Source organism: Microbacterium kribbense (assembly GCF_039537285.1).
GTDB lineage: Bacteria > Actinomycetota > Actinomycetes > Actinomycetales > Microbacteriaceae > Microbacterium > Microbacterium kribbense.
Genome location: NZ_BAABAF010000004.1, coordinates 216671 through 239355 on the forward strand (window position 1 = coordinate 216671; position 22685 = coordinate 239355).

Annotated in this window: 20 protein-coding genes and 2 tRNA genes; 16 read left to right on the top strand and 6 right to left on the bottom strand. The window is 70.4% G+C overall.

Going from position 1 to position 22685, the window contains the following annotated elements:
• Window position 1 precedes the first annotated feature (1 nt).
• The 3 genes from ABD705_RS07000 to ABD705_RS07010 all read left to right on the top strand — a co-directional run bounded on the left by ABD705_RS07000 (window position 2) and on the right by ABD705_RS07010 (window position 2903).
• Entirely contained in the window at window positions 2-1234 is a 1233-nt protein-coding gene (locus ABD705_RS07000; RefSeq protein ID WP_344781933.1) for an MFS transporter, read from the top strand.
• A gap of 10 nt (window positions 1235-1244) precedes the next feature.
• Entirely contained in the window at window positions 1245-2762 is a 1518-nt protein-coding gene (gltX, locus tag ABD705_RS07005) for a glutamate--tRNA ligase (RefSeq protein WP_344781935.1), read from the top strand.
• A 69-nt stretch (window positions 2763-2831) separates the two neighbouring features.
• Window positions 2832-2903, top strand: a tRNA-Gln gene (locus ABD705_RS07010).
• 87 nt (window positions 2904-2990) lie between these two features.
• Here ABD705_RS07010 and ABD705_RS07015 read toward each other — a convergent pair.
• Entirely contained in the window at window positions 2991-3212 is a 222-nt protein-coding gene (locus tag ABD705_RS07015; protein WP_344781937.1) for a hypervirulence associated TUDOR domain-containing protein, read from the bottom strand.
• A gap of 158 nt (window positions 3213-3370) precedes the next feature.
• Between ABD705_RS07015 and ABD705_RS07020 the strand changes: the two genes are divergently transcribed.
• Both ABD705_RS07020 and ABD705_RS07025 read left to right on the top strand, forming a co-directional pair.
• Window positions 3371-4231 carry a Rieske (2Fe-2S) protein gene (locus ABD705_RS07020; RefSeq protein WP_344781939.1) on the top strand — a complete coding sequence of 287 codons (861 nt, stop codon included), beginning with the start codon at window positions 3371-3373 and terminating at the stop codon, window positions 4229-4231.
• 20 nt (window positions 4232-4251) lie between these two features.
• Complete coding sequence (locus tag ABD705_RS07025) at window positions 4252-4527, top strand: hypothetical protein (protein ID WP_344781941.1); 276 nt, start codon at window positions 4252-4254, stop codon at window positions 4525-4527.
• Window positions 4528-4533: 6 nt separating this feature from the next.
• Here the strand turns inward: ABD705_RS07025 and ABD705_RS07030 are convergent, their stop codons facing one another.
• On the bottom strand, window positions 4534-6501 hold the full coding sequence (locus tag ABD705_RS07030; protein ID WP_344781943.1) for an ArnT family glycosyltransferase: 1968 nt from the start codon (window positions 6499-6501) through the stop codon (window positions 4534-4536).
• 76 nt (window positions 6502-6577) lie between these two features.
• Between ABD705_RS07030 and ABD705_RS07035 the strand changes: the two genes are divergently transcribed.
• Window positions 6578-7396 carry a hypothetical protein gene (locus ABD705_RS07035; protein WP_344781945.1) on the top strand — a complete coding sequence of 273 codons (819 nt, stop codon included), beginning with the start codon at window positions 6578-6580 and terminating at the stop codon, window positions 7394-7396.
• Window positions 7397-7400: 4 nt separating this feature from the next.
• On the opposite strand, the gene ABD705_RS07040 is transcribed toward ABD705_RS07035, so the two are convergent.
• Complete coding sequence (locus tag ABD705_RS07040) at window positions 7401-8039, bottom strand: MBL fold metallo-hydrolase (protein WP_344781947.1); 639 nt, start codon at window positions 8037-8039, stop codon at window positions 7401-7403.
• A 106-nt stretch (window positions 8040-8145) separates the two neighbouring features.
• On the opposite strand from ABD705_RS07040, the gene ABD705_RS07045 reads away from it, so the two are divergent.
• A tRNA-Glu gene (locus tag ABD705_RS07045) sits at window positions 8146-8218 on the top strand.
• 156 nt (window positions 8219-8374) lie between these two features.
• Here ABD705_RS07045 and ABD705_RS07050 read toward each other — a convergent pair.
• On the bottom strand, window positions 8375-12136 hold the full coding sequence (locus tag ABD705_RS07050; protein WP_344781949.1) for an LGFP repeat-containing protein: 3762 nt from the start codon (window positions 12134-12136) through the stop codon (window positions 8375-8377).
• Between the two features lie 130 nt (window positions 12137-12266).
• Between ABD705_RS07050 and ABD705_RS07055 the strand changes: the two genes are divergently transcribed.
• From ABD705_RS07055 to ABD705_RS07090, 8 genes are all read left to right on the top strand, one after another.
• The gene (locus ABD705_RS07055) at window positions 12267-12944 is read left to right on the top strand and encodes a phosphatase PAP2 family protein (RefSeq protein ID WP_344781951.1); all 678 of its coding nucleotides are present in this window, start codon (window positions 12267-12269) and stop codon (window positions 12942-12944) included.
• 135 nt (window positions 12945-13079) lie between these two features.
• Window positions 13080-14084, top strand: coding sequence for a TerC/Alx family metal homeostasis membrane protein (locus ABD705_RS07060; RefSeq protein ID WP_344781953.1), 1005 nt, complete (start codon window positions 13080-13082; stop codon window positions 14082-14084).
• 156 nt (window positions 14085-14240) lie between these two features.
• Complete coding sequence (gene leuC / locus ABD705_RS07065) at window positions 14241-15698, top strand: 3-isopropylmalate dehydratase large subunit (protein WP_344781955.1); 1458 nt, start codon at window positions 14241-14243, stop codon at window positions 15696-15698.
• Window position 15699: 1 nt separating this feature from the next.
• Window positions 15700-16305: a 3-isopropylmalate dehydratase small subunit gene (leuD, locus tag ABD705_RS07070; RefSeq protein ID WP_344781957.1), complete on the top strand. Its 606-nt coding sequence runs from the start codon at window positions 15700-15702 to the stop codon at window positions 16303-16305.
• Between the two features lie 24 nt (window positions 16306-16329).
• Window positions 16330-17694, top strand: coding sequence for a UDP-N-acetylglucosamine 1-carboxyvinyltransferase (gene murA / locus ABD705_RS07075; protein WP_344781959.1), 1365 nt, complete (start codon window positions 16330-16332; stop codon window positions 17692-17694).
• 1 nt (window position 17695) lies between these two features.
• Window positions 17696-18469 (top strand): lysophospholipid acyltransferase family protein, encoded by a 774-nt coding sequence (locus tag ABD705_RS07080; RefSeq protein ID WP_344781961.1) that lies wholly within the window; start codon window positions 17696-17698, stop codon window positions 18467-18469.
• Window positions 18459-19586: an NAD(P)H-dependent glycerol-3-phosphate dehydrogenase gene (locus ABD705_RS07085; protein ID WP_344781963.1), complete on the top strand. Its 1128-nt coding sequence runs from the start codon at window positions 18459-18461 to the stop codon at window positions 19584-19586. The genes ABD705_RS07080 and ABD705_RS07085 overlap by 11 nt, the downstream gene beginning before the upstream one ends.
• Complete coding sequence (locus ABD705_RS07090; protein ID WP_344781965.1) at window positions 19492-20577, top strand: D-alanine--D-alanine ligase family protein; 1086 nt, start codon at window positions 19492-19494, stop codon at window positions 20575-20577. The genes ABD705_RS07085 and ABD705_RS07090 overlap by 95 nt, the downstream gene beginning before the upstream one ends.
• A 23-nt stretch (window positions 20578-20600) precedes the next feature.
• On the opposite strand, the gene ABD705_RS07095 is transcribed toward ABD705_RS07090, so the two are convergent.
• Window positions 20601-21080, bottom strand: coding sequence for a DUF3515 family protein (locus tag ABD705_RS07095; protein WP_344781967.1), 480 nt, complete (start codon window positions 21078-21080; stop codon window positions 20601-20603).
• A gap of 36 nt (window positions 21081-21116) precedes the next feature.
• Here ABD705_RS07095 and thiL point away from each other — a divergent pair, with 36 nt between their 5' ends.
• On the top strand, window positions 21117-22109 hold the full coding sequence (gene thiL / locus ABD705_RS07100; protein WP_344781969.1) for a thiamine-phosphate kinase: 993 nt from the start codon (window positions 21117-21119) through the stop codon (window positions 22107-22109).
• Here the strand turns inward: thiL and rsmD are convergent, their stop codons facing one another.
• Entirely contained in the window at window positions 22110-22679 is a 570-nt protein-coding gene (rsmD, locus tag ABD705_RS07105; protein ID WP_344781971.1) for a 16S rRNA (guanine(966)-N(2))-methyltransferase RsmD, read from the bottom strand.
• Between the last annotated feature and the right edge of the window lie 6 nt (window positions 22680-22685).

A 22685-nucleotide genomic window follows, 5' to 3' on the forward strand; every position in this document is an offset into this window, starting at 1 on the left:
GATGACGACGGCACTGGTCGACCCGGCCACGCTGGCGGCGATCCGGCGACGCACCATCTGGGTGCTCTCGCTCGGTCAGATCCTCGGCGGCCTGGCGTTCGGCGCGACCGTCTCGCTGGGCGCCGTGCTGGCCGCCGAGATCTCGGGGCAGGAGGCCTTGTCCGGATGGGCCACGGCTTCGGTGACCCTCGGCGCCGCCTGCACCGCCATTCCGTTGGCGGCGCTGGCCCATCGCGCCGGCCGCCGGCCATCGCTGGCGACCGGCATGATCATCGCGCTTGCCGGTGTCGGCCTGGTCATCTATGCCGTGGATGTCCGGGCCTTTCCGCTGCTGATCGTCGCGTTCGTGCTGATCGGCGCCGGTCAGGCCGCCAACCTGCAGTCGCGGTTCGCTGCGGCAGACCTCGCGACCGACTCCTCGCGTGCCCGCGACCTGTCGATCGTGATCTGGGCGACCACGATCGGCGCGGTGCTCGGCCCGAACCTGGTCGGGCCCGGTGACGCGCTGGGCATCCTGCTCGGGATGCCCGAGCTGACCGGCCCGTATCTGTTCACGATCGTCGCCCAGGGGCTGGGCGTCGTGCTGTACCTGGTCGCGCTGCGACCCGACCCGCTGCTGCTCGCGCAGCGTCTGGTGGCCCACCACGCGGCCGCCGGGCACGCCGTCGCGCACGCCGACCGGCCTGGGGCTGCGCGATACGCGATCCTCGCGGTGGCGGGTGCCCACGGCGTGATGGTGTCGGTGATGGCGATGACGCCGGTGCACCTGGTGCACGAAGGCGCCGCGATCGAGATCGTCGGGCTCACGATCAGCCTGCACATCGCGGGCATGTACGCGCTGTCGCCGGTGTTCGGCATCCTCGCCGACCGATTCGGCCGCGTCCGCACGATTCTGCTGGGCCAGGCGCTGCTGGTGGCGGCGATGCTGACCGCCGCGATGGGGCAGTCCTCGACCACTGCGGTCACGGTCGCGCTGGTGCTGCTGGGCCTGGGCTGGAGCGCGTCGACCGTCTCGGGCGCGGCACTTTTGACCGAGGCATCCGCCGAGAACCTGCGCACCACACGGCAGGGCCGCAACGACCTGACCATGAATCTCACCGGTGCCGCCGGCGCGGTGCTGGCCGGCGTCGTGCTGTCGTGGATCGGCTACGGCGGGCTCGCGCTGTGCGCGCTGGCGGTCGTGGCCGTCGTCGTGGCGTTCTCGCCGCTCGGGCGCGCGAGCCGCGCGAACTAAGCTGGAGGGCGTGCCTGCTTCCCCCCACGCCCTGACCACGACCGCATCCGGCCCCGATGTGCGGGTGCGCTTCTGCCCCTCGCCGACCGGGTTGCCGCACGTCGGCATGGTGCGCACCGCCTTGTACAACTGGGCGTACGCGCGGCACACCGGCGGCAAGCTCATCTTCCGGGTGGAAGACACCGATGCCGCCCGCGACAGCGAGCAGAGCTACCAGCAGCTGGTCGAGGCGCTGACCTGGCTGCGCATCGATTGGGACGAGGGCGTCGAGAAGGGCGGTCCGCACGGCCCGTACCGGCAGTCCGAGCGCACCGCCGTCTATGCCGAGGTGCTGGCGAAGCTGATCGATGCGGGGCTCGTCTACGAGAGCTTCTCGACCGGCGAAGAGATCGACGCGCGCAACGACGCCGCGGGGCGGGCGCGCCAGCTGGGCTACGACAACTTCGATCGTGACCTGAGCGACGGGCAGAAGGCCGCGTTCCGCGCCGTCGGCCGCGAGCCGGCGTATCGGGTGCGGGTGCCGGACGAGGACCTCACCTACGTGGACCTGATCCGCGGCGAAGTGACCTTCCCCGCCGGGTCGTTCCCCGACTTCGTGATCGTGCGTGCCGGCGGCAAGGCGCTGTATCCGTTCACCAATCCGGTCGATGATGCCCTGATGGGCATCACGCACGTGATCCGCGGCGAAGACATCATGCCGTCCACAGCGCGCCAGTTGGTGCTGTACGACGCACTGATCAGGGCCGGTGTCGCGACGTTCATGCCGCGGTTCGGGCACATGCCGCTGGTGCTGGGGGAGACCGGCAACAAGAAGCTGTCCAAGCGCGATCCGCAGGCAGACCTGTTCCTGCAGCGCGAGAAGGGGTTCATCCCCGAGGGGCTGCTGAACTACCTGGCGCTGCTGGGCTGGTCGATCGCCGCCGACCGCGACGTGTTCTCGCTGGAGGAGTTCACGGCGGCGTTCGACATCGCCGACGTCAATCCGAACCCGGCCCGGTTCGATCAGAAGAAGGCCGAGTCGATCAACGGCGACCACATCCGGATGCTGGCGCCAGACGATTTCGCGACACGGATCGTGCCGTACCTGCAGCACGCCGGCATCGTGGGCGAGAGTCCGACGGCCGGCCAGCAGGCGCTGATCACCGCGGCGGCGCCGCTGGTGCAGGAGCGCGTGCAGCTGCTGGGTGAGGTGCCCGGGCTGCTCGGGTTCCTGTTCACGGACGACATCGACTATGCCGACGACGCCATGAAGACCCTGCCCGCCAACGCCGCCGAGGTGCTCGTGGCCGGCGTGAGCGCGCTCGAGCTGGTGCCCGAGTCGGAGTTCGAGGCCGCCGTGGTGCAGGACGCTCTCAAGACCGCGCTGGTCGAGGAGCTGGGACTGAAGCCTCGCGTGGCATACGGACCGCTGCGCGTCGCGCTGAGCGGGCGCCGCATCTCGCCGCCGCTGTTCGAGTCGATGGAACTGCTCGGCAAGGCCGAGACGTTGCGCCGGCTGGGAGCCCTCGTGCAGCGACTCGCCCGGTGACGCGCTGGTTTGGCCAGGGCCCGGGCGTCGTCTAGACTTGACCCTCGGTACGACTTCGGTCAGACCTCTTGGGGTATGGTGTAATTGGCAACACAGCGGTTTCTGGTACCGTCGTTCTTGGTTCGAGTCCAGGTACCCCAGCAGTGAATGAACCCCCGGTCATCCGGGGGTTCTCGTTTGCCTCATCACTCTGTGCGAGCCCGAACGTCGGCCGCCGCGACGATGCCGTCAGGTGGGATCGACCAGGCGCAGCGCGCGCCCCTTGTGCGCGGCGACGTGATCGGTCTTGTCGCTCTTGATCTCGTACTGGGGGTCGTCGCGGCTGGCCCGATGGGTGTGCCCCTTGTAGTCGAAGTCGGCGGTGTGGATCTTGATGATCGTGCCCGACACGTAGCCGGCCTCCGAGTTCCACCGCACGTGGTCACCGATCTCGAAACGCTGCGAAGTCATCTCCGGCGTCCTCCGTTCCGGCTCCATTCTGCCGCGGAACCCCGGCGAATGTGCGGGGGTGTTGACCTGCCGCATGCAGCGGGCTAGACACGAGACAGGACACGGCACCGACGCCGGGCCGTTGACGCGCGGAGTTCGCGCGGACAGGAGTGTTCAGAATGCGAAATGTCACCACCGCGCTGCGCAGCACGGTCCGATCGATCGGCGACTGGCAGGCCATCGACACGATCGCGGATGCCGTCTCGGGCCTGGTCACGAAGATCACCGGCCCCACCCCGGTCAAGAACCTGCTGTCGGGCACCTTCCTGGGTCATCCGCTGCATCCCGCTCTGACGGATGTGCCGATCGGGGCGTGGCTGGCCGCCACCACGCTGGATGTCGCAGCGGGCGAGCAGGGTGCCCGGGCCGCGCAGACGATGGTCGGACTCGGCGTGCTCGCCGCCGTCCCGACCGGGATCTCGGGCAGCAGCGACTGGTCGACCACGTACGGGCCCGACAAGCGCATCGGCCTGGTGCACGCCGTCGTCAACATCACCGCGACCACCCTGCAGGCGGCATCCTGGGCCGCACGCCGCCGCGGCAGTCGCGGACAGGGTGCGCTGCTGAGCCTGGTCGGCCTCGGTCTCACGCTCGGCTCGGCGTACCTCGGCGGCCACCTGACCCTCAGCCGCGGTGTCGGGGTCAATCACACCGCGTTCGAGGAGCCGGCCGAGGAGTGGACCGATGTGGCGGCCGAAGCCGACCTGCAGGCGGGCTCGCTGACCCGGGTCGAGGTGGACGGGGTTCCGGTCGTCCTGATCAGGAAGCGCGGGCAGCTGCATGCCCTTTCCGCCGTGTGCACGCACGCCGGCGGGCCGCTCGACGAGGGCACCCTCGACGCGAGCGGCTGTGTGACCTGCCCGTGGCACGGCAGTCGCTTCCGCATCGAGGACGGCGGCGTCGAGCGGGGACCGGCGTCCGAACCCGCGCCGAGATGGGACGTGAAGGTCGAGGGCGGGCGCGTTCTGGTGCGTGCGTAGCGGCCGGTAATCTGAGACGCATGCTGAGTGGTCGAATTCGTCCGGTTGACGTGCGCGAGCTGACCGTTCAGGCCGACAGCATCCAGGCCGCGCGAGAGCAGGCCCAAGCCCAGGTGCCGGCGGGCTGGGTGCTGACCGATGCCGAGGCGACGATGGCCAAGGCGTCCACGACGATCACGCTGCACGCCAAGATCGCCCGACGGGACGGCGTCGAGGACATCGAGGCACCGGACTTGGCCGCCCTGCAGGCGAAGGTGCCCGCCGGGTACCAGCTGCTGAGCGTGCGGGAGTCGTGACCGGGGTCAGCGGGCGGCGCACGCATACAGCCCGTTGACGTTCGCGTCGGTCACCTGGATGCAGTTCGCCTGCACCCAGGTCAGGATCTGCGTCGAGGCGGTCGAGGGGTCGCCGCCGAACCCGCCGCCGCGCCCGCTGACCAGCACGTAGGGCACGTCGCCGGCCCCCACCATCGCGGTGAACGCGTCGGGCGTGGGCACCGGGTCGTCGCCGCTGAAGCCGCCGATCGGCAGCACCGAGCCGCCGTCGGATCGCACGATCAAGGTCGCCGCCTGCTGCGCGCCGAACACCGCGACGAGGTACTCGGCGCCGCCGGCGTGGGCACGCACGTATGACAGCAGCGCCGCGTCGTCCGAGCCGCCGGTGATCCCGCCGCCGAACCGTCCACCGTTGGGTGCGGGCCGTGGGCCGTTCGCGGCCGGCGCGGGCTGGCCGCCGCCGGCCCCGAACCTCCCGGCGGCGAATCCGCCCGGCATGCCGAACCGGCCCGAGCCCGCAGCCGCGCCGCCCGCCGCACGCGCGAATGCGGGGCCGGTGAAGCCACTGCCGATGCTGACGTCGCTGACGCCCCCGGCGACCGGGTTCGTGGCACTGGGATGGCTGATGGCCACTGCCGACCAGACCGCGGGAGCCATCAGCATCCCGGCGCTGATCAGACCGATCGTCGCGAACCGGCCGCGCCCCGACGGAGTGCGGACCAGCAGCGCCACGGCCGCCAGTGCCAGGACCGCCTGCGCTGTCGCGACGGGCACCGAGTATCCGCCGTACGCGATGCCGATGCCGATCGCCGTACCGGCGGTCACCGCCAGCAGCAGCACCTGCGGCCACCTGACGCCGAGGCTGCGCGCCCTGCCGAACGCGGTGCCGATCGACAGCGCCATCGGCACGGCGAGCGCGGCGGTGTAGAACTGGTGCATGCCGGCGACGGCCGAGAACATCACCAGGTACGTGATCAGCCACCCGCCCACGAGCGCGTACTGCCAGGCGGGGCTGCGCAGGATCACCAACAGCGCGACGGCCAGAAGCGCCGCCGGGATGAGCCAGCCGATCTGACCGGCCAGCTGCGCCGTGAACAGTCGGAACACGCCCGGGCTGCCCGAGAACGGCGGGGTGAATGAGTTGTACACCGAGGAGTCGGCCGTGGCCGAGCCGAACCGGCCGAGCCCGTTGTAGCCGAACACCATCTCCCACGGGTTGTCGTGCAGTGTGCTGCCGAGGTAGGGCCGGCTGCCCGCGGGGATCAGCCAGACGATCGCGATCCACAGCACCGACAGCGCCGCGCTGGTCAGCCCGGCGCAGACGACGTGGCCGATGCGGCGCCGCCACGACTGCCGGGTGCACAGGTAGCCGGCGGCCAGCGCCGGCCAGACCGCCCACGCTTCGAGCATGTATGCCTGGAACGCGGCGGCCACGAACACGCCGGCCAGCAGCAGCCAGCGCAGCTGCGCGCGCTGCATCGCCCGCACCGCGGCCCACGCCGTCAGCGCCAGACCGAGCACGAAGAACGACTCGGGCTGGTTCGAGCGCGATACCGCGATCAGGATCGGGGTCGTGGCCACCACGGCGCCTGCCAGCCACCCGGTCGCATCGCCGCCGAGGCGGCGCCCGGTGACCGCGGTGATCAGGGTCGCCGCCACGGCGGCCAGCGCGTTGGGCAGTACGACCGCGAAGGTCGAGAATCCGAACAGCTTCACGAACAGCGCGGGGATCCAGTACGAGCCGGGGATCTTGTCGAGCGTGACCGTGCCGGCCGGATCCAGCGCGCCGAAGAAGAAGTCCGGCCAGCTGTGGCTCATCGACAGCGCGATCGAGGCGTAGTACTCCGAACGCGACCCGTTCCACAGCTGCCACACGGTCAGCAGCGCCGCGCCGAGCCCGAGCACCACCAGTGCGGTGCGCCACGACGTCCCGCGCCGCCGCAGGTGCGGCCGGGGTGCGGCGGCGCGCGGCGGGGCGGGCGAGAGAACGGCCATGCAGAGCACGTTAAAGCGCGGCGGCAGGCGCGCGCCCAGGAACGCCTATGAACGAACTGTCAGGCAGAATCTAGGTATGCCCGATGACGCGACGATGCCCGCACCCTTGGCCGAGGAGCTGGCCGCCCTGCGACGGCGTGCCTATGCGCCGGGCGGCGACATCGCCTCGGATCCCGTCGCCGCCGCGCGGCTGGCCGAACTCGAGCGGATGGCACGCAGCCGGCCGCCGCGCCCGCCGGTGCCGGTTGCTCCGACCGCTCCGGCCGCCGGGCAGCCGGGTATCCCGGCGGCGACCGCGAGGCCGGTCGCATCTGCGACGGCCGCACCGGCCGCGGCCGTCGTGCGGTCTGAATCGGCTCCGGCGCCGCGTCGGCGCGCCCTGGTCGGTGTCGCCGCAGCGGTGGCGGCCGCCCTGCTGATCGGCGCAGGGTTCGTGTCGGGGCTGGTGAGTGCGAATCCCACCGCCACGCAGCATCCCACTGCCGTTCTCGCCCTGCACGCGATCACCGCCGACGACAGCGCGATGGACCAATCGAGGTTCTTCCTCGACAGCTGGGGCATCGACCCCGCCACGCTGAGTCTGAGTGATCGGTACGGCTCGATGCGGGTGTGGACGGGCACGAACCGTGATGGGCTGCGCTGCCTCGTGCTGATCGGGCAGACGACCCAGTACGTGCAGAACGACCAGACCGGAACCGTCGTCGAGGACTCTCCGCGGGGCGGGGCGTGCGCCCCGGCGGGGATGGACGCACTGACCGACATGCCGGGGTCGGCGTTCGAACCGGACATGGGCACGTCCTATACGGAGGACGGCAGCTGGGTGCGCGTGCAGGTGCACGGCGACTCGGTGCTCGTGTGGAAGTCGGCGGGCACGCCTGCGCCGGCGCACGACTGACGGGTCAGATGTCGGCGGTGTCGTCGGGATCGAGCTCCAGGAACTCGCCGCCGCCCTGCTCGACCGCCCACTTCAAGCGTTCCCGGCCCATCGTGCGGCCGATCACCGACAGGGTCATGTCGTGCGTGCCGAACGCGCGGCGCGGTGCCACGGCGAGCACGAAGTCGATGGCCTCGCCGATCTTCAGCCAGGGCGCGCCCACCGGGGCGGCCAGCAGCCGGACGTCGTGGCCGGCGGGCACGGCGTAGGAGTCACCGGGATAGTAGAACTGGTCGTTGACGAGCACGCCGACGTTGTCGACCACCGGTATCGACTCGTGGATGACGGCATGCGTGCCGCCGAAGAACTCCAGCGTGAACGGGCCCACCGCGATGGTGTCGCCCGGCGCGACCACGGTGATGCCATAGTCGGCAGCGGCCGCCGCGAAACCCACCGGACCATAGATCGGCACGCCGCCGGTGCCCTTGAGAATGCGGTCGAGATGCTCTCGGGTCCAATGGTCGGCGTGCAGGTGGGTGACCACGACGCCGACGACGTTCTGCACTTCGCTGAGCGGGGTTGTGAACGTGCCCGGATCGACGATGAGCTCCTTGCCGCCCGCCTCGATGCGCAGCGCCGCATGTTCGTGTTTGGTGACTCGCATGACTGCAGTCAACCCTTCCGAATCGGCCGCGGCAAGCCGCTGCCGCGGGCGGCGTGCGAATTTTGCGAGCCCTGCCTGGCATGGCATACTTGAACGGTTGTCCGACGGCCCCATCGTATAGCGGCCTAGTACGTCGCCCTCTCACGGCGGTAACGCGGGTTCGAATCCCGCTGGGGTCACGACATCAGAAAGCCGGTCCTTCCAGACCGGCTTTCTCGGTTTGTGCCGCTCCCGCCATGCGGTGGGGTAGGCTGTAGACCGATAGGCGGACTCTCATCCGTCTCGCCCCGGCCGAGTGGTAACGGTCGGGGCTTCTTCGCTCTCTGGCGGCCGAATCAGAGCGGTGCCACCACCGACACCGCGGATGCCGGAGCGAACAGGGCCGCGATCTGCCCGACCCGCAGTGCACCGCTGTCGATCATCGACGACACCGCCAGTCGGATGCCGTCATCGAGGCGGACCGAGAACTGCCCGCCGATCGGTCGGCCGGCGATGACGCCCTGGATGGACACCGGCACGTCGAGGTGCGCGCCGCCTGCCAGCACGTCCACCCCGGCGATCCCGGGCTTGACGTTGACCTGCAGATCGGCGCCGGGGCCGACCGGCAGCCGGTCGAACCGGATCGACAGGTGATCCCCGCCGACGCCGAGTCGATGGTCGATGCGCACGGACGCGGCCTTGGCGGTCGCCGCGGTGAGCCCGACGACGGCCTTGGCCGTACCCAGCCCGGTCACCGTGACCTCGGACCGCTCGCCCGCCGCCAGGGGGCTGGTCACGCGGATCTCGGCGAGCCCGTACCTGACGGTGCAGTCCAGATCGGCGCCGGTCCCCGTGACGCGATGGACGAAGTCGGAGCCGGTTGCCGCCGTCTGCGACCGCAGCGCGGCGATCACGGCGGGTTCGAGCCGGGCCGACGCGATCGGATCGGCGAGCACGTTGTGCGGCGAACGCGCCGCGACCACGCGGGCGGCCTGCGGATCCTTCTGAAGCGCCGTGAGCAGGGCGGCCCGATGAGCGGGCGTGACCGTTCGCTCGTCCAGGGGCTCGGGAGCGGTCCGTCCCGACGGCCGGGCGGTCAGATCGACCGTGGTGATGGGGGGCACGAATACGCGCCGGGGCCGGACTGTCAGCACGACGTCTTGGATCGGCTGGCCCGGACGCAGCAGCAGGCCGCCCGCGATCGGGTCCTCGATCCGTCGGACCGGCGTGACCACGATTCCCTCGCCGATCGGCACTCGCACGGTCCCGCGAATGGCATCCGTGACCTTGTCCGTGACCTTCTGGGTGATGCCGACGCCGTGCACAGCCCCCGCCGCAGCCGCGGTGGACACCCGGACGGGGTTGCGGCCGCCGACGTGCCCGAGGTCGGAGGACGAGCCCTTCACCGAAAGGAAATAGCCGTCCAGCGGCGCGCCGTGCGACAGCACCCCCGCGGCTCGCGTGCCGGCGGCATCCAGATCATTGCCGTCCGGGTCGGTGATCGCCGCCGAATCGGCACCGGCGCCGAGCACGATGATGGTGCCGGCCAGCAGCAGCGCGAGGACTTCGCCGATCGGCGTGTCCTGACGGTGGCAGAGCAGGTGATAGGGCATCCAGTGCATGCGGCCGCCGCCGTCCGAGGCTCCGTCATAGACGTTGCCGCCGTCATAGTGGTAGGTGTCGGCGCGCGGGTCGACCAGCAGCGGACGGGGCGGGGATGCCGGGAAGTTCGGGTCCTGCACCATCAACCGCCACGGCGTCGAGGAATCGTCCCACCCGACGGGCATGATGCAGTGCGGTGCACCGCTGAAGTCGGACTTCTGCGAGATGCACAGCACCGGGTTGTCGCCGCGCGCATATGCCTCGCGCGTGCGTGCGAAGACGGCTTTGGGAGAGTGCGTGCTGCCACTGAGGAACTCGGTCACGAACCACCAGATCGGGCCTGCTCCCACCTGGTACTGGTGGCGCACGTTGAACTGCGACTCGAGCGCGCTCCAGGTCGTGAACCGGTCCAGCGGAAGACTGAACGGGCCGGTGCCCTTGAGCGCATCGATGCCGGCGACGCTCATTCCGAAGCAATTGCCGCCCTCGGCGATGTGCTCGGCCACCGCGGCGTAGTAGGCCTTCGCCAGCCAGTCGCCGGGATCCGACCATTCCGGATCGGAGTCGACGTCGGCGAAGGCGGCGGCGTACAGCGGATAGCCGATCGTGTCGGTGCCGCGGTTGCGCGCGCCCCACCACCGCTGCGACGGGGTGAGTGCGGCGACGTCGACGACCGGTTTGACCGCCACCTGCACGGAATTGACGTCTTGGAACTTGCCCGAATCGATGATGCCGCCGGCGATGTCCAGCCCCCATTTGTTGGCGGGGGTGAGGTCCACGTGCCACGTGCCGAGGTGGTCATCGCCGCCGCCGAACGGCGCGCCGTCGTCACTGTCCCAGAGGTCGATCGTCAGCGTCACCGTCTCCAGAGTCGGGGTGATCGTGGGTGACACCGTGAACGCCCAGTCGACGACGTTGTGGTCGTCGCTGTCGCCGGATGCCGGCTGGCGGCGGTCGTACAGCGTGACACCACCCTGCGTGAGCGTGACCTTGCCGTACACGTCGTTCTGCCCCATGAACAGGCCCTCGTCTTCGACCGTGTCGATCCTGCCGATGTAGAGCTGGAACGGGTGCACCCACGCGATGCTCGGGTACGAGCCGTACCAGAGCAAGGATCCGCCGGCGAAGGTGTTCATGCGGCCGGAGCCACCGGGAATGTCCCTCTCGTCGGACGTGGGCAGACCGAGGTCGCTCGCCGCCCCGCGGTTCGCGCGGTAGTAGCTGCGGATGTCGCCATGCACCTCGTGCGCTCCGGTGGCGGCCGACCAGTAGAACGTGGCGCCGTCGAACTCGCTCATCCGTCCGATCGTCCCGCCTTCGGCGGTGGCGTCGATCTCGTCGGTGAGGGGGAAGCCCCACGCGTTGACATCCCCGGTGGCCAGGAACTGCGCGAGGATCGCGCCGTGCACTTCATGCGCGGCACCGGCCCCGCTGCGGTAGTACATGCGGCCGCCTTCGAAGGTCTGCATCAGCCCGCCCGAGACGGCGACCGACAGCGCCGTGGGCATCCCGAGCAGCCCGCCGGGGCCGCCCAGGCGCTCGTAGTCGGCATACAGATGCCCGATCACCGCGACGGCGCCGGTGGCCGGGGACCAGTAGATCGTCCCCGCTGTGAACGTGGACCGCCGCGAGCCGGGCCCCGCGCCGGCGAGCTCGTCGGAGACCAGCACGCCCAGCGGCGTCGCGTCGGCCAGCGACAGGTAGGTTCTCCAGATGTCGCCGTGCATCTCGCATGCCGCGCCGGTGTACTCCGACCACATGATCAGACCGGCCGCGTAGTGCTGCACCCAGGCGCCGGTACGCGTGTCCTGCGTCGGCTCACCCTGGGCGTCACCGAGCGCGAAGCCGGCGCCGAGCTGTTCGCGCTTGTAGCTGAGCGCCCATTCGGGGCCGTCGCGACGGTCGTCCAGCTGCGTTTCGAGAGCCGGGTCGATGTCGTCCTGCCAGCGGATCGCGGCGAGCGCGATCGGACCGGCCGCCACCGTCATGGTCGCCGCGCCCGCCGCGCCCGCCGCGGCCACGGCGCCCGCGGGGTAGGCGTGCACGGACTCGATGACGTGGTCGATGTAGACGGCGAGGGTGTCGATGTCGTACACGAGGGTCGCCGTGTACCACGTGCCCGCAGCGAGGGGAGTGTGCGTGCGAGCGCCCGCCAGCCCGGGCACGGCGAGAGCGAGGTCGGCCTCGATCGCGTATCCGCCCGCGCTGTGCGGCACCGCGGCGAGCGCGAACGGCAGCAGCGCGCCGGAGAGGATCGGCTGCGGGGTCGTGGGGACGGCATCCAGTCGCAGCACGACGTCGACCGTGAAACGGGTGCGGTCCGGACTGAGCCCGGTCAGGTCGACCGTGGCGGCGGGCGAGCCCGCGGCGGCGAGTATCAGCGCATCGGGGTAGGTGCCCAGCGCCGTCGCGCCCGGCCCGCCGATCGGCGTCGCACCCGCGAACGCGGCGGGATGGGAGGAATCCGGGTTCGCGGCGGTGGTGGCGGACAGTGTGTAGTCGATCAGAGCGGACATGGTGAACCCCTCGGTGTGGATCGGTGGCGCGGCGTTGGGCCGTCACGCAGGAAGAGGGCGGGCGGGTGCCGCCTGATACACGGCCGCGTCGATCGGGCAGATCCAAAGCAAGCGAGAGCATCATCGGGGGATGACCTCCACGACGCAGCACGCCGTCCGGCCGTCCATCCTGGCCACCAGCCTGACCGGCCTGGCCATCCTGGTCGCGGTGTGGGTCGCCGGGCTGAGCATCGCGGCCAGTGCCGGCTTCTCCCGCGCCGAATTGCACGTCGTGGCCTGGGTCGGCTCGCCGCACAGTCCCTTCCTGGACGCCCTCGCCCGCACGATCGACGTGGTGATCGGTCCGTTCGTGGCACCGCTGCTCGGGCTGCTGCTGGTGGTCGCGGCGCTGATCGTCGCCCGCACCTGGCGGGCGGCGCTGCGCGCGGCCGTCCTGCTGGCGGTGCCCTGGGGCATCGCCGAGGCGATGAAGTACGCGGTGCAGCGACCTCGGCCCGACATCCGCGCCCTGACCCGGACGATCCCGCCCGACACCTTCACCTCCAGCTTCCCCAGCGGGCATGCCGCATTCGCCGCGGCACTGACCTGCGCGGTCATCCTGTGCCTGACCGCGCCGCGCACCGCCACCCGCACCGCGGTCATCGTGATCGGCGCGCTCTTCACGCTGGCCGTCGCCTGGTCGCGCGTGTATCTGGGCGTGCATTACCCCACCGACGTGCTCGCGTCGATCATCCTGATCCCCGCGATCGCGATACCGCTGGACCGGATCACGCGCCGGATGCCGGTGCTTGCCATCTCGCACCGTTAGACTGGCCCGCACGAGGGGGAGTATCCCAGCCACTGCGCGTTCGTCATCACGGGTTCCGTCGGAGGAATCCCGGGCGCGCTCCGCACCCGCGGGGGAGAGACTTTCGACGCTTCGTCGACCGCTCGAGAGGAATCCATGGATTTCGTGATCCCCGCCTGGTTCGAGATCACCGCCATGATCGTGCTGGTGCTGATCCTGGCCGCCGACCTGCTGCTGATCCTGAAACGGCCGCACATCCCGTCCGCTCGGGAGGCGACCGCGTGGGTCGTCTTCTATGTCGCACTGGCGCTGATCTTCACGGTCGTGATCCTGTGGGTCACCGGCAGCTCCGATGCCGCCGGCCAGTTCGTCGCCGGGTGGCTCACCGAATACAGCCTGTCCATCGACAACCTGTTCGTGTTCATCCTGCTGATGGGCCAGTTCGCGGTGCCCCGCAGATATCAGCAGGAAGTGCTGATGGTGGGCATCATCATCGCCCTGGTGCTGCGCGGCGTCTTCATCCTGCTCGGCGCCGCATTGATCGAGAACTTCAGCTGGATCTTCTACATCTTCGGCGCCTTCCTGCTCTACACCGCCTGGCGGCAGGCGTTCCCCGGTTCAGAAGACGACGACACGCAGACCGAGACCGGCATCGTCCGCTTCCTGCGCCGGTTCATCGACATCACCGACCACTACGACGGTTCCAAGCTGCGCACTCTGGTCGGCGGCAAGAAGGTGTGGACGCCGATGCTGCTGGTGTTCATCGCGATCGGTGTGACGGATCTGATCTTCGCCATCGACTCCATCCCGGCGATCTTCGGCATCACGCATCACGCCTTCATCGTGTTCACCGCGAACGTGTTCGCCCTGATGGGGCTGCGCCAGCTCTACTTCCTGCTGGGCGGCCTGCTCGACCGGCTGCGCTACCTGCACTACGGCATCGCCTTCATCCTCGCCTTCATCGGGGTGAAGCTGTTCGCGCACGCACTGCATGTGAACGAGCTGCCGTTCATCAACGGCGGCAAGAGCATCGAATGGGCACCGGAGATCTCCACCGTGGCATCCCTGCTGGTGATCATCATCGCGATGGGCGTGGCCACGATCGCGAGCCTGATCGCCTCCCGGCGCCAGAAGAGGTCGGATGCCTCCGCCGGCCGGTGACGGGCAGCCGGCGCGATCACAGACGGTGGTAATCTGACCTGGTGCGGATCGCTCGGCTCCTCCTTACCTGCCGCGGCGAGTTCTGATCATCAGCCCAGACTCGTCGCGGAGTCCGTCGTGGGCTGGATCCCCTCTTCGCAAGGAGCACGAACAGCTATGAGCACACCCGAGTCCGCCATCCCGGATCGCCCCCGCACCCTGGCCGACAAGGTCTGGGACGATCATCTGGTCGTCAAGGGCGAGGATGGTTCGCCCGACCTGATCTACATCGATCTGCACCTGCTGCACGAGGTCACCAGTCCGCAGGCCTTCGACGGACTGCGTGCCGAGGGCCGCGGCGTGCGCCGGCTCGACCTGACGATCGCGACCGAGGACCACAACACCCCGACGCTGAACATCGACCGGCCGATCGCCGACCCCACCAGCCGCACGCAGATCGAGACGCTGCGCCGCAACGCCGCGGAGTTCGGGGTGCGGCTGCACTCGCTGGGCGACAAAGAGCAGGGCATCGTGCACATCATCGGCCCGCAGCTGGGGCTGACCATGCCGGGCATCACGGTCGTCTGCGGCGACAGCCACACGTCCACCCATGGCGCGTTCGGCGCCATGGCGTTCGGCATCGGCACCAGCGAGGTCGAGCACGTGCTGGCCACCCAGACGCTGCCGCTGAAGCCGTTCAAGACCATGGCGATCACGGTCGAGGGCGAGCTGAAGGCCGGCGTCACGGCCAAGGACATCATTCTCGCCATCATCGCCAAGATCGGCACCAACGGCGGCCAGGGCTATGTGCTGGAGTACCGCGGCAGCACGATCCGGGCCCTGTCGATGGAGGGCCGCATGACGATGTGCAACATGTCGATCGAGGCCGGCGCCCGCGCCGGCATGATCGCCCCCGACCAGACCACCTTCGACTACCTCGAAGGCCGCCCGCACGCGCCGAAGGGCCAGGACTGGGACGATGCCGTCGCGTACTGGCGCACACTGCCCTCCGATGAGGGCGCCGTCTACGACGCCGAAGTGTATCTGGATGCCGCCGAGCTGGAGCCGTTCGTGACCTGGGGCACCAATCCCGGGCAGGGCGTGTCGCTTTCCGGTGTCATCCCGGCACCGGACTCGTTCGACGACCCCAATCTGCGCGCCGCCGCCGAGCGTGCGCTGGCCTACATGGATCTGGCACCGGGCACGCGCATGAAGGACGTGCCGGTGGATGCCGTCTTCATGGGATCGTGCACGAACAGCCGCATCGAAGACCTGCGCCAGTTCGCGTCGGTGATCAAGGGTCGCAAGAAGGCGCAAGGCGTGCGCGTCATGGTCGTGCCGGGCTCGGCCCGCGTGCGCTTGGAGGCCGAGGCCGAGGGACTGGACCAGGTGTTCATCGACTTCGGTGCGGAGTGGCGGTTCGCCGGCTGCTCGATGTGCCTGGGCATGAACCCCGACCAGCTCGCGCCGGGGGAGCGCTGCGCCTCCACCAGCAACCGCAACTTCGAAGGCCGCCAGGGCAAGGGCGGCCGCACCCACCTGGTCTCACCACTGGTGGCGGCCGCGACCGCGATCCGCGGCACGCTGTCCAGCCCCAGCGACGTCGAGGCCGAACTGATCGAGAAGGGCGCCTGACATGGAGAAGTTCACCACGCACACCGGCATCGCCCTGCCGCTGCAGCGCTCGGCCGTGGACACCGACCAGATCATCCCGGCCGTCTACCTCAAACGCGTGACCAAGACCGGGTTCGACGATGCGCTGTTCGCCAGCTGGCGCCAGGACCCCGACTTCGTGCTGAACCAGGCGCCGTACCAGAAGGCATCCGTCCTGGTCGCCGGCCCCGACTTCGGCACCGGCTCCAGTCGCGAACACGCCGTCTGGGCGCTGCGCGACTACGGGTTCCGGGCGGTCCTGAGCCCGCGCTTCGCCGACATCTTCCGCGGCAACGCCGGCAAGCAGGGTCTGGTCACCGGCGTGATCTCGGAGGCGGACGTGGAACGGCTGTGGGCCGCCATCGACGCGCAGCCCGGCGTGGAGATGACCGTCGACCTGCAGACCCGGACGGCGACGCTGGACGACATCCAGGTGCCGTTCGAGATCGACGATTACACTAGGTGGCGGCTTCTGGAAGGTCTGGACGACATCGGACTGACCCTCCGCAATGAAGAGCGGATCGCCGCTTACGAGGCGCGACGTGAGAATTGGCGGCCCAAGACTCTTCCGGTGCCGCCGGCTGCTTGAATCCAACACTGTGAGGCACACTGAATGACACTCCTGAACGGCATCACCACCACGGGCGCTCGTGCGGGAGGATCCGGTGAGACTCTGGCGATTCGCGGCGGACGCCCGCTGCGCGGTCGCGTCGACGTCAAGGGTGCCAAGAACCTGGTGACCAAGGCCATGGTCGCGGCGCTGCTGGGCGAGACCCCCAGCGTGCTGCGCGACGTGCCGGACATCAGCGACGTGGCGGTGGTGCGCTCCTTGCTGGAGGTGCACGGCGTGCGGGTGGCCGACGGCGACGAGGAGGGCACGATCCTGCTCGACCCCGCCGACGTCGAATCTGCGCACATGGCCGAGATCGATGCCCACGCCGGTGCGTCGCGCATCCCGATCCTGTTCTGCGGTCCGCTGCTGCACGCGCTCGGCCAGGCGTTCATCCCCGACCTGGGCGGGTGCCGGATCGGCGACCGGCCGATCGACTTCCACCTCGACGCGCTGCGCAAGTTCGGTGCGGTCGTGGAGAAGCAGCCCAGCGGCATCCGGCTCTCCGCCCCGCATGGACTGCACGGCGCGAACATCCATCTGCCGTACCCGAGCGTGGGCGCCACCGAGCAGGTGCTGCTGACGGCGGTGCGCGCCGAGGGCGTGACCGAACTGCGCAACGCCGCGATCGAGCCCGAGATCATGGACCTCATCGCGGTGCTGCAGAAGATGGGCGCGATCATCTCGTACGAGCCCAACCGCACCATCCTGATCGAGGGCGTGGACCGGCTGACCGGCTATGAGCACCGCGCGATCTTCGACCGCAACGAGGCCGCCAGCTGGGCCAGTGCCGCCCTGGCCACCGACGGTGAGATCTTCGTCGGCGGTGCCCGCCAGCCCGAGCTGCTCACGTTCCTGAACGTGGTGCGCAAGGTCGGCGGCGACTTCGACATCCGCGAAGACGGCATCATGTTCCGCCGCGGCGGCGACCTGAAGCCCGTCACCGTCGAGACCGACGTGCACCCCGGCTTCATGACCGATTGGCAGCAGCCGCTGATCGTCGCACTGACCCAGGCGCACGGCGAGTCCATCGTGCACGAGACGGTCTATGAGAACCGGTTCGGCTTCACCGCCGCCCTCGTGAAGATGGGCGCCGACATCACGGTGCACCCGCACGGCCTGCAGGACGGCCCCCGCCGGGTGCCGCGACGCACGCTGGAGCAGGCTGCCGTCATCAACGGCCCGACACCGTTGACCGGCGCCGACATCACCGTGCCCGACCTGCGCGGCGGGTACAGCCACGTCATCGCCGCGCTGACGGCCACCGGCCAGTCGACGGTGCACAACGTCGGCATCATCAGCCGCGGCTACGAGAAGTTCTTCAGCAAGCTCGCTGCGCTGGGCGCCGACTTCGACGTCCTCGACTGAGATGGCCTGGCGCACGGCGCGTTCGCGCGGCACCAGTGAGCGGACCTGGCCCAGCGCATTCTGGACGCTGGCGGCCATCGTGGTGCCGCCGATCAGCCTGCTCGCCAAGATCAGGATCGTCGACGGGCACAAGCTGCCCCGTGAGGGCCCGTTCGTGCTCGCCGTCAACCATTACAGCGAGCTCGACGCGGTGATGGTCGCCGTCGCGGTCTGGCGGCTGCGCCGCCTGCCCCGGTTCCTGGCCAAGGAGAGCCTGTTCCACGTGCCGGTGCTGGGCTGGGCGCTGCGGGCCACCGGCATGGTGCCGGTGGGCCGCACCGGCTCGTCGGCCGATGCGCAGCACACCCTGGACGTCTCCCAGGCGCTGGTCGAGCACGGCCGCGGGGTGATCGTCTACCCGGAGGGCACGCTGACCCGCGATCCCGACCTGTGGCCGATGCGCGGCAAGACCGGCGCCGTGCGACTGGCGCTGGCCGGCGACATCCCGCTCATCCCGGTCGCGCAGTGGGGTGCGCAGGAGATCATGCCGCGCTACGGCAAGATCGCACTGTGGCCGCTGCGCCGGCCGGTCACGGTCGTCTTCGGCGACCCGATCGACCTGGCCGGGTTCCACAGCGACGGCAAGCCGGCGCCGGCGACGCTCAGCCGCGCGACCACCGTCGTGATGGATCGGATCGCCGAGATGCTGTCGACGCTGCGCGGCATCCCCGCCCCGGCGCAGCGCTGGAACCCCGCCGAGCACGGCCAGAAGGAGACCGGTCGCCTTGACCCCTAGACATGAGCCCGCCACCCGGGTCACCGTCCTCGGCGCCGGCAGCTGGGGCACCACGTTCGGCAAGATCCTCGCCGACGGCGGAGCCCTGGTGACGATCTGGGCGCGCCGGCCGGAGCTCGCCCTCGAGATCAACGAGGCAAAGCGCAACAGCCAGTACCTGCCCGGCATCAACCTGCCCCGCAGCATGGCGGCCACGCACGACCTGTCCACCTCGCTGGAAGGCGCCGAGCAGGTCTACGTCTGCATCCCGAGCCAGTCCGCGCGCGACAGCCTGAAGGCCGTGCGTCCACTGGTCGCCGGAACCGCGGCGCCGGTCGTGTCGCTGATGAAGGGCATCGAGCGGCGCACCGGCCTGCGGATGAGTCAGGTCCTGGAACAGGAGCTGCAGTGCGACCCGGCGCGCATCGCGGTCGCCTCCGGCCCCAACCTCGCCCTCGAGATCGCGCGCGAGCAGCCGACGGCGGCGGTCGTGGCATCCACCAGCCCCGAGACCGCCGCGGCGGTGGCCCGACGGGCCCGCAACAGCTACTTCCGCACGTTCGTGAACGCCGACGTGATCGGCACCGAGTTCGGCGCGGTGCTGAAGAACCTGATCGCGCTGGCGATCGGCATCGTCGACGGCGTCGGCTATGGCGAGAACACGAAGGCGTCGATCATCACGCGGGGGCTGGTCGAGATGACCGACTTCGCCGTCGCGCAGGGCGCCCAAGCCGAGACGCTGCAAGGGCTCGCCGGACTCGGCGACCTGATCGCCACCTGCCAGTCGCCGCTGAGCCGCAACAACACCGCGGGCCGGCTCCTGGGTCAGGGATACAGCTACCAGGATGTCGTCAAGCAGATGCAGCAGACCGCTGAGGGTCTCGCCTCGGTGGCACCGGTGCTGCAGCTGGCGCGCGCTGCGAACGTGGACATGCCGATCGTCGAACAGGTCAAGCGCGTGCTCGATGGCACCATGGACCCGCGCACCATCGCGCCGCACCTGACGACCGAAGACGACACGCCGAAAGGTGAGAGGACCCAGAATGGACAAGCCGGCGGTGGCGGTGCTCTTTGGCGGACGATCCAGCGAGCATTCGATCAGCTCCGCAACAGCGGGGGGAGTGCTCCACGCCATTGACCGCGACCGGTTCCGGGTGATCCCGATCGGGATCACCCGCGACGGCGCGTTCGTGCTCGAGGACGACGACCCCGGCAAGTTCGCGCTGGACCCGGCGCACCTGCCCGAGGTCGTCGACAACGGCACCCGCATCATCTGGCCCGACTCGGCGCGCAGCCGCGAGCTGAATGTCGTCGATGCGACGGGCACGCGGTCCTTGGGTGAGGTCGATGTCGTGCTGCCGATCCTGCACGGCCGGTTCGGCGAGGACGGCACGATCCAGGGGTTCCTGGAGCTGTTGGACATCCCCTACGCGGGCGCCGGCGTGCTGATGTCGGCCATCGGCATGGACAAGAACACCACCAAGCACGTGCTGCAGGCCGCCGGGGTGCCGGTCGTGCCGTGGGTGAGCGTGACCTCTGCCGGACTGCGGCGGGACCGGCGGCTGTGGGAGCAGCGGATCCGCGCCCTGGGGCTGCCCGTGTTCGTCAAGCCGGCCCGCGCGGGCTCGAGCGTCGGCGTCTCGAAGGTCGAGGACTGGAGCACGCTGGAGGCGGCCCTGGATACCGCATTCGCCGAGGACGGCACCGTGCTCGTCGAGCAGGCCGTCGTCGGCCGCGAGCTGGAGTGCGGCGTGCTCGAGGGGCGCGACGGCGGGCTGCCCCGGGTGAGCGTGGCCGGCGAGGTGGTGATCTCGGGGCGAGACTTCTACGACTTCGCCGCGAAGTACCTGGGCGCGCCCGGCATCGAGCTGGTGTGCCCGGCGTCCCTGCACGACGGCGAGCTGGCCGAGATGCAGCGCATCGCCGCGCGCGCGTTCGAGGCCGTCGGCGGGCAGGGCCTGTCGCGGGTGGACTTCTTCTTCACCGGCACCGAGTTCTTCGTCAACGAGATCAACACGATGCCCGGCTTCACACCGATCTCGATGTTCCCCACGTGCTGGATCGCCAGCGGGATGACCTACACCGAGCTGATCAGCGACCTGCTCGAGACGGCGCTGGCCCGGGCCTGAGCGGCGAGTGCCGGGTGGCGGCGCTACTTCCCGACCGTGTCGGGGTTGGTGCACTGGGCGGTCTGCGTCGTCTGCGCCGCCACCAGGCGCCCCATCTGCGTGAGCACCGCGTTCGGGTCGACCCCGGTGCTGCTGCCGTCCAGATACAGCTGCACCGCCGGCACCCGGCCGTAGCTGGTGATGCGGAAGTTCGGCTGCGCCGACTCGTCGACCAGCCAGTCCACGCCGCCCAGCGAGATGCACTTCAGCGTGCTCGGCCCCGGCGCAGTCACGCCGCACGTGAAGATGATCTTCGTCGGCGACCCCCACGACGCCGTCGACTGCGCGTTCGTCCAGACCCGTTCCTGGCCGGCGATGTTGCCCGGCAGTCGCACCATGATCTCCGCGCATGCGGGATCGTTCGCGCTCGGCGCCGGGTCGAGGGCGACGGTCGCCGAGCAGCCGGCCAGAGCGAGACCGACCAGCAGGAGGGCGACCGCGCTGGCGCGGCGAATTCGGGTCACCCGTCCAGGCTAACCTGCGCCCGCTACCGTGGAGGCATGGTGGCAGAGCACGGGCCGGTCGTCGGCGAGATGAGCGAGGCGGCGGTGCTGCAGGCCATTCTGGGCCGGCTCGGGCCGTCCCCGGTGCCGGTGGGTCCGGGGGATGACGCCGCAGTGCTGGATGCCGGCGACGGCCGCATCGTCGCCACCGTCGACACCCTCGTGCATGGCCCGGATTTCCGGCTCGCCTGGACCAGCGGGTACGACCTGGGCTGGAAGGCCGCCGCCGTCAACCTCGCCGACGTCGCGGCCATGGGTGCCCGTCCGACGGCGCTTCTGGTCGCGCTGGCACTGCCCGCCGGCACGGCGCTCGCGTTCGTGACCGCCGTCGCCGACGGTCTGCGCGACGCGTGCGCGGCACTCGCACCGGGCTGCACGGTCGCCGGCGGCGATCTGACCGTGTCGCAGACGCTCACCGTCGCCGTCACGGCGCTGGGCGTGCTCGACGGCGCCGCCCCGGTCCTGCGCAGCGGTGCGCGCGCCGGCGACGTGGTCGCGCTGGCCGGCGACGCGGGTGTGGCGGCGCGCGGGCTGCAGATCCTCTTCGACCGGTTCCGCGACGGCGCCGGGCGCCCGGTGCCGGTCGACGCGCAGCAGCTGTCGGCAGACGATGCCCACGCCGTGGCGCAGCAGCTGCGGCCCGCGCCGCACATCCACCTCGGCCCCGTCGCCGCGCGGGCGGGCGCGACGGCGATGATGGATGTCTCGGACGGACTCGCTCTCGACGCGTCGCGGCTGGCCGCGGCATCCGCCGTCACGCTCGACCTGCACACCGCCGCGCTGGGGGACGACCCCGCGCTGGCGCTGTCGGGCGGCGAGGACCACGCGCTGCTGGCGACTTTCCCTTCCGACGCGGTGCTGCCGGAGGGGTTCCGGCCGATCGGGCGGGTGCGTGCGGCCGGCGATGACCGGCTCAGCGTCGACGGCAGCCCCTACACCGGGCACACCGGGTGGGACCCGTACCGGGACGGGGGCACCGCGGGCGGCTGATCAGGCCGCGGTGCGCAGCCACCACAGAGCGGTATCGCCATAGCGCGTGCTGCGCTCCAGGTCCAGCCCGTCCGGCAGTTGCGGCTGGCCCGAGCGCGCCGCGCGCTCCAGCACGGCGATGCCGCCGGGCGACATCAGCGGCACCAGGGCCTGCAGCACGGCGGTCACCTCATCGGCCGGGGCGTCGTACGGCGGGTCCAGGAACACCAGGTCGAAAAGGCCCGGGTGCATCCGGCGCAGGAACGTCGCCGTCATCGTGCGGTGCACGGTCGCCGCGGATGCCGACACCCTCGCCGCGGCGGTCACCTTCGCGGCGTTCGCCTTCGCCAGGTCGCACGCGGCAGGCGACCGCTCCACCAGGTCGACCGACGCCGCGCCGCGGCTGAGCGCCTCCAGCCCCAGCGCACCCGAACCGGCATACAGGTCGAGCACCCGGGCGCCGTCGAGGGCATCGGCGGATTCGAGCGCACCGAACAGCGATTCGCGCACCCGGTCGCTGGTGGGGCGCGTTCCGGCCGCCGGCACACTCAGTCGGATGCCGCGGGCCCCGCCGGCGATGATGCGCGTCACCCCACC

Bases quoted from the DNA above. Each gene is read 5' to 3' on its own strand.
- ABD705_RS07000 (WP_344781933.1), top strand. From the start codon at position 2: ATGACGACGGCACTGGTCGACCCGGCCACGCTGGCGGCGATCCGGCGA.
- ABD705_RS07015 (WP_344781937.1), bottom strand. From the start codon at position 3,212: ATGACTTCGCAGCGTTTCGAGATCGGTGACCACGTGCGGTGGAACTCG.
- ABD705_RS07020 (WP_344781939.1), top strand. From the start codon at position 3,371: ATGCGAAATGTCACCACCGCGCTGCGCAGCACGGTCCGATCGATCGGC.
- ABD705_RS07025 (WP_344781941.1), top strand. From the start codon at position 4,252: ATGCTGAGTGGTCGAATTCGTCCGGTTGACGTGCGCGAGCTGACCGTT.
- ABD705_RS07030 (WP_344781943.1), bottom strand. From the start codon at position 6,501: ATGGCCGTTCTCTCGCCCGCCCCGCCGCGCGCCGCCGCACCCCGGCCG.
- ABD705_RS07035 (WP_344781945.1), top strand. From the start codon at position 6,578: ATGCCCGATGACGCGACGATGCCCGCACCCTTGGCCGAGGAGCTGGCC.
- ABD705_RS07040 (WP_344781947.1), bottom strand. From the start codon at position 8,039: ATGCGAGTCACCAAACACGAACATGCGGCGCTGCGCATCGAGGCGGGC.
- ABD705_RS07050 (WP_344781949.1), bottom strand. From the start codon at position 12,136: ATGTCCGCTCTGATCGACTACACACTGTCCGCCACCACCGCCGCGAAC.
- ABD705_RS07055 (WP_344781951.1), top strand. From the start codon at position 12,267: ATGACCTCCACGACGCAGCACGCCGTCCGGCCGTCCATCCTGGCCACC.
- ABD705_RS07060 (WP_344781953.1), top strand. From the start codon at position 13,080: ATGGATTTCGTGATCCCCGCCTGGTTCGAGATCACCGCCATGATCGTG.
- leuC (WP_344781955.1), top strand. From the start codon at position 14,241: ATGAGCACACCCGAGTCCGCCATCCCGGATCGCCCCCGCACCCTGGCC.
- leuD (WP_344781957.1), top strand. From the start codon at position 15,700: ATGGAGAAGTTCACCACGCACACCGGCATCGCCCTGCCGCTGCAGCGC.
- murA (WP_344781959.1), top strand. From the start codon at position 16,330: ATGACACTCCTGAACGGCATCACCACCACGGGCGCTCGTGCGGGAGGA.
- ABD705_RS07080 (WP_344781961.1), top strand. From the start codon at position 17,696: ATGGCCTGGCGCACGGCGCGTTCGCGCGGCACCAGTGAGCGGACCTGG.
- ABD705_RS07090 (WP_344781965.1), top strand. From the start codon at position 19,492: ATGGACAAGCCGGCGGTGGCGGTGCTCTTTGGCGGACGATCCAGCGAG.
- thiL (WP_344781969.1), top strand. From the start codon at position 21,117: ATGGTGGCAGAGCACGGGCCGGTCGTCGGCGAGATGAGCGAGGCGGCG.